The sequence below is a fragment of the Paenibacillus rhizophilus genome (assembly GCF_003854965.1).
GTDB classification, from domain to species: domain Bacteria; phylum Bacillota; class Bacilli; order Paenibacillales; family Paenibacillaceae; genus Paenibacillus_AQ; species Paenibacillus_AQ rhizophilus.
In genome coordinates this window covers 199216-210919 of sequence record NZ_RQPI01000001.1, presented here as the reverse complement: position 1 = coordinate 210919, position 11704 = coordinate 199216, and the positions used below count along the sequence as shown (strand labels likewise).

The 11704-nt window shown below is 53.6% G+C and carries 11 protein-coding genes and 1 pseudogene; 8 read left to right on the top strand and 4 right to left on the bottom strand.

Features of this window, described 5'->3' with window-relative positions:
- Positions 1 to 2: 2 nt before the first annotated feature.
- The gene (locus tag EH198_RS01030; RefSeq protein WP_246014055.1) at positions 3 to 1124 is read right to left on the bottom strand and encodes a small-conductance mechanosensitive channel; all 1122 of its coding nucleotides are present in this window, start codon (positions 1122 to 1124) and stop codon (positions 3 to 5) included.
- A gap of 387 nt (positions 1125 to 1511) precedes the next feature.
- Here EH198_RS01030 and EH198_RS01025 point away from each other — a divergent pair, with 387 nt between their 5' ends.
- Both EH198_RS01025 and EH198_RS01020 read left to right on the top strand, forming a co-directional pair.
- Complete coding sequence (locus EH198_RS01025; RefSeq protein WP_124693700.1) at positions 1512 to 1952, top strand: Lrp/AsnC family transcriptional regulator; 441 nt, start codon at positions 1512 to 1514, stop codon at positions 1950 to 1952.
- Positions 1953 to 1965: 13 nt separating this feature from the next.
- Complete coding sequence (locus EH198_RS01020) at positions 1966 to 2598, top strand: LysE family translocator (RefSeq protein WP_124693699.1); 633 nt, start codon at positions 1966 to 1968, stop codon at positions 2596 to 2598.
- Here EH198_RS01020 and EH198_RS01015 read toward each other — a convergent pair.
- Positions 2573 to 2899 (bottom strand): YnfA family protein, encoded by a 327-nt coding sequence (locus tag EH198_RS01015; protein WP_124693698.1) that lies wholly within the window; start codon positions 2897 to 2899, stop codon positions 2573 to 2575. The two genes, EH198_RS01020 and EH198_RS01015, sit on opposite strands and share 26 nt — an antisense overlap.
- Before the next feature lie 279 nt (positions 2900 to 3178).
- On the opposite strand from EH198_RS01015, the gene EH198_RS01010 reads away from it, so the two are divergent.
- Together EH198_RS01010 and EH198_RS01005 are read left to right on the top strand one after the other, a co-directional pair.
- The gene (locus EH198_RS01010; RefSeq protein WP_124693697.1) at positions 3179 to 3448 is read left to right on the top strand and encodes an ACT domain-containing protein; all 270 of its coding nucleotides are present in this window, start codon (positions 3179 to 3181) and stop codon (positions 3446 to 3448) included.
- 58 nt (positions 3449 to 3506) lie between these two features.
- Complete coding sequence (locus tag EH198_RS01005) at positions 3507 to 4865, top strand: PFL family protein (protein WP_124693696.1); 1359 nt, start codon at positions 3507 to 3509, stop codon at positions 4863 to 4865.
- A 234-nt stretch (positions 4866 to 5099) separates the two neighbouring features.
- On the opposite strand, the gene EH198_RS01000 is transcribed toward EH198_RS01005, so the two are convergent.
- A complete protein-coding gene (locus EH198_RS01000; protein ID WP_124693695.1) occupies positions 5100 to 6587 on the bottom strand; it encodes an MFS transporter in 1488 nt (495 codons plus the stop codon).
- Positions 6588 to 6792: 205 nt separating this feature from the next.
- On the opposite strand from EH198_RS01000, the gene EH198_RS00995 reads away from it, so the two are divergent.
- Together EH198_RS00995 and EH198_RS24950 are read left to right on the top strand one after the other, a co-directional pair.
- The gene (locus tag EH198_RS00995) at positions 6793 to 7227 is read left to right on the top strand and encodes a MarR family winged helix-turn-helix transcriptional regulator (protein ID WP_124693694.1); all 435 of its coding nucleotides are present in this window, start codon (positions 6793 to 6795) and stop codon (positions 7225 to 7227) included.
- An 81-nt stretch (positions 7228 to 7308) separates the two neighbouring features.
- A pseudogene (locus EH198_RS24950) lies at positions 7309 to 7439 on the top strand (YbaK/EbsC family protein); the annotation flags it as partial.
- A 298-nt stretch (positions 7440 to 7737) separates the two neighbouring features.
- Here EH198_RS24950 and nifB read toward each other — a convergent pair.
- Complete coding sequence (nifB, locus tag EH198_RS00985) at positions 7738 to 9093, bottom strand: nitrogenase cofactor biosynthesis protein NifB (protein WP_246014054.1); 1356 nt, start codon at positions 9091 to 9093, stop codon at positions 7738 to 7740.
- 543 nt (positions 9094 to 9636) lie between these two features.
- Between nifB and EH198_RS00980 the strand changes: the two genes are divergently transcribed.
- Positions 9637 to 10716, top strand: coding sequence for an ABC transporter permease (locus EH198_RS00980; RefSeq protein ID WP_124693693.1), 1080 nt, complete (start codon positions 9637 to 9639; stop codon positions 10714 to 10716).
- 39 nt (positions 10717 to 10755) lie between these two features.
- The gene (locus tag EH198_RS00975) at positions 10756 to 11514 is read left to right on the top strand and encodes an ABC transporter permease (protein WP_124693692.1); all 759 of its coding nucleotides are present in this window, start codon (positions 10756 to 10758) and stop codon (positions 11512 to 11514) included.
- The last annotated feature ends 190 nt before the right edge of the window (positions 11515 to 11704 follow it).

Here is an 11704-nt window from a genome sequence, read left to right as displayed (position 1 = left end):
TTTTAAGCGTTATCTCCCGCAACTTCGAAATCGGCGTCAAAATTGAAAATATAAGCAGCAATCAGCCATATTATCCAGCAGTTTACTCCAAAGAACAAATATCCGAAATACCCCAAAATGGGCATTTCCGAAAAAATATGTATTTTGTCGAGATAAGGAACGGAATACTTCCAATAATTCGGATTGGTAGGCAAGGAATCATGGAACCATTCGCTTCCGAAATTCCAGAACTCCCAGAAGAATCCGTTAAACAAGGTAGCTAATGCAATCAGAATGATGGAAGACCAATCGCCATTTTTGATCGGAGTAAAAGGAGTCCAGTACCCCGTTAAGGCCATGGTAGCGGACAGGAGAGGAACAAGAGCGACCCAGAGTACCCAGAACAGCGCGTAAGGATAGTATCCCATCCCGAAAGCGAGTCCCAGCCCCAGGACATAATATATTAGAAGAAATTTAGTACTCACGGAAAATTTGGGGCCGTTCCGGTATCGGTTTCTGAACCCCTTGAACGTCTTCAGCAGCAGATACCATTCAAAAATGGCGGGCAGAACGGTGGTATAAGACAAGGAGAACCAAAATACATTCCCGAAATTCGTAAAGACTTCATTGTTCGGATAATACCAGTTCTCGATGACAAAGAAATTCAAGAACTCGAAGGCAAACCAGCTGAAGCAGGAAACGACGGCAAGAAGCTGCATGACTTTCGGTTTTTTGGAGACGATGGAGTTCCCGTGATTCCGCTTATATACGATACCGTCCAGAATCAAAATAAAAGCCCACCATAGCGGGACGAACGTATAGTATTCGAAAGAGATGAAAAAATGAACGCGCGCCCACATGAAAAACCAGCTGAGTCCCAGCACCGGCAGGCTCCACCAGAACCACACGGGGAACGGCGTCTTCTTATCCGGTTCCGCTTGAGCGTCGGTATTTTTCTTAAAGCCGAAAAGTCCCGGAAAGATCAAAAACAAGGCTATGAACAACGCTACCAATGAAGCCAGGGCAAAATACAGCGCGTTGAACCCCGGGTCCGCCTCTGCAAGCTTCGCGGGGAAATCACCGTATCCAGGCGGAAGGCCCTTCCACCTCACCACACTTCCTATGTACGGCAAAATAAAAATCAAGCTGAAAGTAACAATTAGTATAAACTTTTTTTGCCAATTTTTCATCATTCATCTCAACCTTTCCTATCGCGCCCGATACATAAGTGCTTTCATTCTCTATAACGGTATAACCGGGAATGCTGTGAATAGTTACTGCTCGAATTTTGTAGAATATGCAAAGCTTGTAGAGATATTCGATATTTCTCCGATCAATCCCTGCCTCAGAGCTGTTTCTTCCCTAGTATGTGCATTTGGAAAGTCGACTTCATATTTTTAGATAAATCAAGGATATATCTTTATATTTTATGGTTTTTTATAAAAACATTTACGATATTTAATGTATAATCTACAATCCCCTTATTAGAGCATTGTGCAAAATGCCGAAATCAGGATGAGAAGAGGATAGCCATGGACGAAATCGACCGCAGTATTTTGGAAGCGCTGAATGAGAACAGCCGGATGACCGTCTCCGACATCAGCAAAAAAGTGAAGCTTTCCATCCCCGCCGTGACGGAGAGAATCCGTAAAATGGACGAATCCGGAACGATCGAGGGATATACCGTCAAGATCAACCGGGCCAAGGCAGGCTACAAGCTGCTCGCGTTCGTATTGGTCGTCATCGACCGGACGGAGCAGATTCCGGCCTTTCGCGCATTCGTATCAGACTGCGCCGAGGTGCTGGAGTGCCACCATCTTGCCGGCGAATACGATTATTTGCTTAAGGTTCTCGTGGAAGACACCGGAGAGCTTGAGATATTTTTGTCCCACACGCTAAAGAGCGTGCCGGGAGTAATCAGAAGCAATACCATGATTTCCCTGTCTTCTCTTAAAGAGAAGTGGAACAGGTGAACGGGAGGAACACATGATATTACGGGGATTAAAATGGGGACTTCTGCTTCAGCTTGCCGTGGGTCCGGTCTGTCTGTTTATTTTTCGCGCCGCTTCGCTGCAGGGCTTCGGCGCAGCCGAAGCGGGAGTCGCCGGCGTATCGCTGGCCGATGGTCTCTTTATTCTCGCCGCGCTGCGGGGAGTCGGCATGTTAAGCGCCGGCCGGAAGCCCGGCAGCGCTTTGTATCTTGTAGGCGCGGGCACTCTCATCCTATTCGGCTTGAATATGATCGCCGGAATGTTCGAATTCAGCCTGCTTCCCGCCATCCCGATTGCAGAAGGCTCCGGCAGCGGCGGCATGTTCATCCGCGCCTTTCTGCTGACCGCATCCAATCCGCTGACGCTGCTCTTTTGGACCGGAATCTTTTCGGCCAAAATGATAGAGCTCAAGCTGCGCAGCGGCGAGCTTCTTCAATTCGGGATCGGCTGCCTGCTGGCGACCGTCCTGTTTCTGACAGGGGTTTCGCTGCTGGGGCATTTGGCCCACCCTCTCGTCACGCCCATGACCGCGAAATGGCTGAACTTTTTGACCGGCATCCTGTTTCTTTACTTTGCCTTTCGGCTGGTCGTTAAATGGATCTTCAGGCCCGCGGAGCCCACAGCATAATGCAAACTCCGACCAGGCAGACTGCGGCGCCGATCCAATCGTACAGGTCCGGCGTTTTTTTGTCGACAAGCCATCCCCAAAGCACAGCCAGTACAATGAAGACGCCGCCATAAGCTGCATACACGCGTCCAAATCCGGGGAAACGCTGAAAAGTCGGTATGATTCCGTACACGATAAGGATGAGCGCTCCCGCTATCCCGAACCAGAGCGGCTTCGATTCCCGCAGCCACAGCCACACCAGGTAACCGCCGCCGATTTCCGCCAGTCCTGCCAAAATAAACAGCAGTATGGATATTGCCATTTGATTCCCTCCTGCTACCGGATATAACGGATGAAGCAATAATCATTTCCCACCCGATACTAGTATTCATCGATTTTGTTTGCTTATTTCGCGCTTTTTTCAGAAAATCCTTTATAATGTCACATTTCAGCGATTTTTAGCGTTAATCCACCGCAGATCTTGTCATCGGACATAAAACATTTGGTTGAAGCTTGCACCGCCTTTTGACATAATGAGTGAAATAGACAATTTATACGTCCGGCAAGGGCGGCAAGACATGAAGACAAGGGGGAAGCATCATTGAAAGGAATTATTACTGTACTCGGTAAAGACAAGGTCGGCATTATCGCCAAGGTGTGTACGTATCTGGCGGACCGCAATGTGAACATTCTGGATATTTCGCAAACGATCGTCCAGGATTACTTCAATATGATGATGATTGTCGATATTTCCAATGCGGCAAAATCCATTGAAATTCTGGTAGAGGAACTTCAGCATATCGGTGAGGAAATCGGCGTGGAAATCAAGCTGCAGCATGAGGATATTTTCAGTATCATGCACCGGATTTAGGAAGCTTTAGCCGATACATTCTTACTTATCAAAGATAAATGCAAGCAGGAGGGTTACCATGATTTCACGGATGGAAGTACAAGAAACGAATAAAATGATCCACGAGATGAATCTGGATGTGCGGACCATTACCATGGGCATCAGCCTGATGGACTGCGCACATACGGATCTTCGCGTGTTTAACCAAAAGGTCTATGACAAGATTACCAAATCCGCGGAGAAGCTGGTTAAGACCGGTGAAGATCTGGAGAAACAGTTCGGCGTGCCGATTGTCAACAAACGGATTTCGGTTACTCCCATTTCCATTGCGGCGGGTTCCCTGAACACGGACAGCTATGTGCCGGTTGCGGAAATTTTGGACAAGGCGGCCAAGGAGGTCGGGGTCAACTTCATCGGCGGATTCTCCGCGCTTGTGCAGAAGGGCTGCACCACGGGTGACCGCAAGCTGATTGAGAGCATTCCCGAGGCGCTTGCCGTAACGGAAAGAGTATGCTCCTCCGTCAACGTCGGATCGTCCCGCAGCGGTATCAACATGGACGCCGTCAAGCTGATGGGCGATATTATCCGCCAGACCGCGGAGCGTACGGCGGATCGCGATTCCATCGGATGCGCGAAGCTCGTCATCTTCTGCAACGCCGTTGAAGACAACCCGTTCATGGCCGGCGCCTTCCACGGCGTAGGTGAACGGGAATGCGTGATCAACGTGGGCGTCAGCGGTCCCGGCGTCGTCAAACGGGCCCTGGAAGAAGTAAAGGGCCGGGACTTCGAAACGCTGTGCGAGACAATCAAGCGGACCGCCTTTAAGGTAACCCGTGTCGGTCAGCTCGTAGCTCAGGAAGCATCGCAGCGTCTCGGCGTGCCGTTCGGCATTATCGACCTCTCCCTCGCGCCGACACCGTTGATCGGGGATTCGATCGCGGAAATCTTCCAGGTGATGGGCCTTGAAGAAGCCGGAGCGCCCGGAACGACGGCGGCGCTCGCCATCCTTAACGACAACGTCAAGAAAGGCGGCGTCATGGCCTCCTCCTATGTGGGCGGACTGAGCGGCGCATTTATTCCCGTCAGCGAAGACCACGGCATGATCCAGGCCGTGCAGCGCGGCGCGCTGACGCTGGAGAAGCTCGAAGCGATGACCTGCGTCTGTTCGGTCGGACTCGATATGATCGCTATTCCGGGCGACACGTCCAAGGAGACGATCTCCGGCATTATCGCCGACGAAGCCGCTATCGGCATGGTCAATAACAAGACGACAGCCGTACGCCTCATTCCCGTGATCGGCAAGGGAGTCGGCGAGATGGTCGAGTTCGGCGGACTGCTCGGCTATGCTCCGGTCATGCCAGTCAACTCCTTTAACTGCGCCGGCTTTATCGACCGGGGCGGCCGGATTCCCGCCCCGATTCACAGTTTCAAGAACTAAAGCCGGCCGCAGGCTCCCGGTCCGGCTAAGCGCGGCGGCTGCTAAATCGCCGCGGAGAAAGACCAAACGCCTCCATTCTATCGCATTCAGCGATGGAACGGAGGCGCTTTTTGATTTTAGGACAAGTAGAACGTGCTCCGACTTTCTTTAGAAAAAGACTCCGGGATGGAGTGGAATCCACCCGCACTAGTATTTCCCGGTATGTCCTTGTCCGTGCGGCTCGCGAATTCCCGTCTACCCTCTGCCCTCTCCCGGTCTTTGTTGTCTTACTTCTACGCGGACCCGTTGTTTCGTGCGAACAAACCGCCAGCCTGTCAGCACAGCCGCCGCCAGACAGATCGACGCCGAAGTGGTGAAGACGACATGCATGCCCGCCAGAAAAATATCGGGACGCCCCTTAATCAGGCCCGTAACACGGTAGCCCGCCATACCGCTCATCACACCAAACAGTGTGGTAGTGGCTATCGTAATGCCGACGACCATGCCGATATTGCGCACCAGCGAATTCACGCTGCCTGCCGAGCCAAGCTGGGTGCGCGGAACCGTCGACATGACCAGTGAATTATTCGGAGACTGGAACAGCCCGCTGCCGACTCCGAGCATCGCGATCCATACTCCGACGAGCTCAACCGTGCTTCCAGCATGAAGCTGGGCCAGTCCGAATTGGGCGATCACCATAACGACCAGTCCGGCAAAGGTCAGCAGCTCCGATCCGATCTTGTCTGACAAAGCGCCGCTGAGCGGTGCGATCACGACCATGGAGATCGGGAACAGCATGAGCAGGAATCCCGCCGACGAGGGAGACAAGCCAAGCATGTTCTGCGTATAGAACGGCGAAATGATGTTAAAGCAGAAGTTTGCGGCAAATACGAGAAAGCCGCAGAGAATGCTGAGCGAGAACAGCGGATTCTTAAACAGATTAAGCTGCAGCAGCGGCTCAGGCTTGCGCAGCTCCACCCAGAGAAAAGCGATCAGGGCGAGAACGGCGGCGCACAGCGTGAGCAGGATTCCGGTGCTGCCGTAGCCGTGCTGCTGTCCGAGCAGAAGCCCGGCAAACAAAGCGACAATGAAGCAAGCGAATAGCAGACTGCCCGTAATGTCGACTTTGGCTTTGACCCGGATCAGATCTTTCGGGAGCACCTTCCAGCCGAGGCCGATGGCAATCAAGCCGATAGGCACGTTAACCCAGAATATATATTCCCAGCCAAGATTCGCGACAATAATGCCTCCGAGACTGGGACCGGCTATGCTGCCGAGCGAGACGAAGGTGCCGATCAGACCGAGCGCCTTCCCTCTCTCGTCCGCCGGGAACAAATCCGTCACAATCCCCTGGCTGTTCGCCATGGTCATCGACGCGCCTAGGGCTTGAATAACCCGTGAGACAATCAGCAACGGCAGTGTGCCGCTGATGCCGCAGAGCAGCGAACCAACAATGAAGACCACCGTTCCGATCTTGAAAATCCGGATCTTTCCCGCGATATCGCCCAATCTACCGAAGAATAGAATGAACGAACAGATCGCCATTAAATAGCCGGTCGTGACCCATGCCACCTGGGCCATCGGCAGTCCTAATTTTACGGACAGCACCGGAAGAGCGATGTTTACAATGCTTCCGTCCAACGTTGACATGAATGTAAACAAATTGAGGACGATCAGAATCAGCCAGCGCCGCTTCTGCACGCTTGCATCTTCCTGATAGGTCGCCTGATGTACCGAGCTCATTCTACCACCCCGTTAACCCGCACTCGCGATATTTAGTTGCACGCGCAACTATTCCACCTCCACAGTGTACTCCAATTTTGTTGCGTACGCAACTTATTTGCGGTAGAATTTTTGATAACGCATCTATACCATTACCACTGGCTGAGGCCGGTAAACATCGCGCCTACCCGGGCGCACTTTCGCCCTCAGAACAAAGGAGCCCTCCATGAATCCGAACGACACCTTCAGAAAAGAACCGCTTGGAAGGCTGATCTCCTATATTCACCGCTCCCAGCAAAAGTACCTGTCCCGCTCGCTAGGGGAATACGGCATCGGCGGAGGCGGACAGTACAGCTTTCTCAAAGCTATTCTCCAATCGCCGGGGACGACTCAGGAGCAGCTGACCTGCAATCTCAAATTCGATAAAGCCACCACGGCCCGCTCGGTGAAGCAGCTTGAGGAAGCCGGGTATATTGAACGCCGCACCGATCCGGACGACAGACGCAGCTATCTGCTGTATCCTACGCCCAAGGCGCTGGAATTCCAGCCGGTGCTTCAGCGCTTCCTGGATGACTCGAACGCCAAGATGACGCGGGACTTGACCGATGAAGAGGAGCGGCAGCTCATCCTGCTGCTTCAGAAAATAAGGCTCGATTTTTGAGCCTATATCCTGGAAGAAGTATGAAGCCATGTCCATCGAACAGGTAAAAGCCCACTTTCGTTCCTTCGGACGATACGATAGTACCTCAACGTGTCGATGAAGCGATTTGAGACCGTTTTTCCGCCTGCGGAAGCACGAATTCCGCCATCGAACTGACACTCGGGGAGCTGGAGGAATACTCCGGCGGCCTCGCTTGGGTGGATGTATGCAAAGACGGGGCACCTTATCGGAATCCACAGCGGACAAGCCTTCTGACTGGGAAAGGCCGGCAGGGAACCGACATTTCGCAAGCATTAAGACAAAGGACGGAATCCTTAGGATTCCGTCCTTTGTCCGTATTTATGCGCCGCAGCTTTCGTCTCGGGCGTAATGTATCCGAATTAATGAAGCCGTATACCGCCTTTCCGGTGTTGACGTCCTTCATCCAGTTCAGAAAAGGGGTTGACCTCATATACGAAGAGAGCCCCGCGGCCGGTTAAGCCACGAAGCCCGCTTTATATTCCTGCACCGTCACCGCTGCTGCACAGCGGACGGGCAAACTTCCGACGGGGAGCAGGAGATGGAGGTGAAGAAGCGGTGATATTTGGCGCACTGCTCTAGCAGCTTGCCGATCTCTCCCTTTCGCGCCAGCGCTGTCAGACCGGCGCGGGCCAGCCGCTCGGCCGGTCCGGGACCGATCGCGGCGCAGAGAACGATGGAGCAATCCTGCAGCAGCGCCACCGTCTCATCCAGAATCGCCTCCTTGTCCGCTTCCCCGCATTCGGCCTTGCCGTTGCAGTAAGCCTGAATTCGCCGAACGCCCAGCAGCTTCTGCTCTTGCCCGGACACCTCGTAGACAAGAAACTCGCGTGCATGGCCGAAGTGCACATTCACTTGGCCCCCGCCGCGCGTCGCCACGGCGATGCGCATACTGCCGCGCTCTCCTTGCTCTCCCGCATTGGCTTCGCGCCGCTTGCGCTCCACGGCCGTCCGGTCCAGCCGGATAAGCAGCTCCTCGCGTGCTGCCGGATCGTATTCCCGGGCAGGCGCGTTTTCGGTCTTGACGCCGAGATCATCGCCAATCAGCCCGACCGCGTCGGAGCGACATTGGCGGCAATGCCGCATGACCGGTATAACCGCCTCGCTGCGCGCCTGCACCTGAAGCGTCAGCGAAGGAGCGGGCTCCTTGCGTCCTTCCTTCTCATATACGCTGCCCGGCGAGAGAATCAGCGGCATAATATTATGGGAGAAAGCGCCTGCCGCCTTGACCGCCTCGGTCACTTTGATCAGATGGCTGTCATTAACGCCGGGAATCAGCACGGAATTGACTTTGACCTTTACGCCGCGCTCTGCGATCTGCCGGATGCCCTCCAGCTGGTTGTGCAGTAACAGTTCTGCAGCGTCCCTGCCCCTGTAGGCCTTGCCTCGGAAGAACACGGCGCGGTATATCTCCGCCCCGATCTGCGGATCGACGGCATTGACCGTGACAGTCACATGGGCGATGCGATGCCTGACGATAGCCTCCGAATAATCGGGCAGCTGCAGCCCGTTGGTACTGAGGCACAGCTGCAGCTCGGGCAGGCCTTCGGACAGCAGGCCGAAGGTTTCGAACGTCTCCTGCGGATTGGCCAGCGGATCGCCGGGTCCCGCGATGCCGACCACGGTCAGCTGCGGCAGCGAAGCCAGCGTACTGCGCACCTTGGCGTAAGCCTCCTGCGGCGTAAGCACCTTACTGACGACGCCGGGGCGACTCTCGCTGACGCAGTCATATTTGATATTGCAATAATTGCAGTTGATATTGCATTTCGGCGCTACCGCCACATGCATGCGGGCAAAATAATGATGCGCCATCTCGTCGTAACAAGGATGGCGTGGTTCGTTCGCCAACGCGAACACCACCTTTCCGTCAATTTGTCCAGCGTCTCCCTTCACCGCGAAGACGATACCCCGATCCGGTACGTTAGAGCTTGGCGGCGATTGTCCGCCGCAGCCAGAGAAGAAAATCGTGAATCATTTCACATTCAGTTCCGGATCGGCACGCTGTTTCCATGCAAAGTCCCCGAAGCATTTCTCGATAGAGCAACATCATCTGGAATCCGATAACCCGCTAAAGCGACAAAAGCCGGACAACTGCCGCTGCAGTCATCCGGCTTCCTGACATTCGGTCGGCCGTGTTCGGTATCCTATAATTCCCATTTGTTTAGAGTATTATAGAACGAGCCCCAGTTTCTGTCAACGGAGAAAGTAACAACTCCATGGAAAAGCAGTGGTGAGCGGCGATCAGCGACTGATGAGTGTTCTTGATTACGTTAAATTCGGATTCTTATCCAGCCAGTAAATCTATTGACAAAAAATCGATGACAAATCTAAACTGTATAAAACTTATGAGAAAAATAGGATTTATTAAACGAACAGGGGGTTTATACTTTCATGGCAACCAGGAATATCCCGGTTTTGCTGCTTGTCTGCTTGCGTTTATCCGGCATCGCCCTGCTCTGTATTCTGTGGGAGATTTTGCCGAGAAGCGGGCTGGTGAATCCGACTTTCTTCCCGCCGTTGTCCGCGGTGCTGCAGGAGGTTGCGGCTCTTCTGCGGGACCAGCATCTCCTTGGCCATACGATAGCGACACTGTGGCGGGTGGTTGCAGGTATTGTGCTGGCAGCACTGTTAGCCGTGCCGGCAGGTGCGATTCTCGGGTACTGGCTGCCCGGTCTGGCTGCAGGACTGAACCCGCTGTTCCGCATTCTGGCCCAGGTCAATCCCTTTTCGCTCATGACGGTATTTCTGCTGTTCTTCGGGATCGGGGAAAAGGCGAAGCTGATCATCGTCGCCTGGGTGGCGTTCTGGCCTCTGCTTCACCATGTCATTGGCGGTGTGCAGAATGTAGATGCGGACTTGCTGAAAGCGGCGCGCAGTATGGGAACCTCTCCCTCGCGGCTATTCCTGCGGATCATATTGCCGGGGGCGGCTCCCTCTATTTTGCTGGGAGTCCGTACGTCGATTATATTGCTGTTGGCTATTCTTGTGGCCGGAGAAATGCTGGGAGGCTTGGCCGGTCTCGGCTGGCTGCTTCATTGGTCCAGCAATTATTACTCGTCCCCGTATGCCACGACGCCAATCTTTGCCGTTGGGCTATGTATTTCCCTGATTGGCGTCGCTCTGAGCGCCATATTGCGCAAGCTGGAACGCGATCTGTTTTTCTGGAAGCCTCTTGAATCCGCATGGAGTGCAGCGCCCGCCCCCCGGACGCTGCGAAGCAGGCCAAACCGTATTTTTGCGGTTACTGTATTGTCCGCTATGTTTCTACTTCTCGTGGCTGGTGGCGCGTCAACAAGCCGGCTTAGCAAAACTAACGGCAGCTTCTCGGGAGAGGGTGATGTGCCTCCGCCCTCCGCCAGCGGGCACAGCGGCCACATGTCTCATGAGCGTTCGTTGCCTGCCGCCGGGCAATCCGGTCATTCAGGCCATACTGCGCCATCCGCTTCACCGGTACAGTCCGGACATCCGTGACAGACCTGGCGACAATAAATTGTGTCGGGAGGAACGTAAGTGAATGTGTTAACCAAGCTTAGCAAGCGTTATACTGCCGTAATCGCCTTCCTCGTCCTGTGGGAAGCCAGTGTAAGGTTCGAATGGGTAGACCCCCAATTCATTCCTCCTCTCACGCGGGTGCTTCAGTTCATCGGCGAACAGGGGGCAACAGGAGCGCTGGAGCACCATCTGCTGATTAGCCTGGGGCGCGCTGCCGGAGGACTGGCCATCGCCCTGATTGCAGGTGTGCCGCTCGGAATAGCCCTGGCCGGCTGGTCCTACAAGATCCGTATAGCCGTCGGGCCGGTGCTGGAGTGGCTCTCTCACATCAATCCGTTTGTTGTGTTTCACATCATCATCGTATTCATGGGGGCCGGCGAGCCCACGAAAGTTTCGATTATCGCCTGGGCCTGCATTTGGCCGATTATGTTCAGCACATTGTCCGGGATGATCCATGCCGACGCAGACATTGTCAAAACGGCGCGTTCTTTTGGGCTGCGCCGACTTCGGCTGACGACGAAAGTCCTGCTTCCCTTAGCCTTCCCCTCCATCTTGACCGGAACGCGTCTGGCTGCGGGCTATGCGCTGCTGTTTCTGATCGCGGCTGAAATGATGGGATCCACCTCCGGCCTGGGCTTCATGATTTATACGGCGCAAGCCAATTATCAGATTGTGGAGATGTTCTCCGGAGTTTTGATTATTGCGGTCCTGGCCATCGTGCTGGACGGAATCATGTCAGCGGCAGGCAAATGGCTAGGTCATCCCGCTATAAAATAACAAATCATATAAAATGTTACAAATTTCCGAACTGGACGTATTATGTAAGTTCATGCGTTGACAATCATGAAAGTATTAGAATAAGCTTTAATCCATAAATCTCATATGATTTATCGGATTAAAGAAAGTTGACCAGTTAGCTGGAGACTAACGTTCTTCCCCTCGGGAAGTTCGCTTAGTCTCTTTTTTT

Bases quoted from the DNA above. Each gene is read 5' to 3' on its own strand.
- EH198_RS01025 (WP_124693700.1), top strand. From the start codon at position 1,512: ATGGACGAAATCGACCGCAGTATTTTGGAAGCGCTGAATGAGAACAGC.
- EH198_RS01020 (WP_124693699.1), top strand. From the start codon at position 1,966: ATGATATTACGGGGATTAAAATGGGGACTTCTGCTTCAGCTTGCCGTG.
- EH198_RS01015 (WP_124693698.1), bottom strand. From the start codon at position 2,899: ATGGCAATATCCATACTGCTGTTTATTTTGGCAGGACTGGCGGAAATC.
- EH198_RS01005 (WP_124693696.1), top strand. From the start codon at position 3,507: ATGATTTCACGGATGGAAGTACAAGAAACGAATAAAATGATCCACGAG.
- EH198_RS01000 (WP_124693695.1), bottom strand. From the start codon at position 6,587: ATGAGCTCGGTACATCAGGCGACCTATCAGGAAGATGCAAGCGTGCAG.
- EH198_RS00995 (WP_124693694.1), top strand. From the start codon at position 6,793: ATGAATCCGAACGACACCTTCAGAAAAGAACCGCTTGGAAGGCTGATC.
- EH198_RS00980 (WP_124693693.1), top strand. From the start codon at position 9,637: ATGGCAACCAGGAATATCCCGGTTTTGCTGCTTGTCTGCTTGCGTTTA.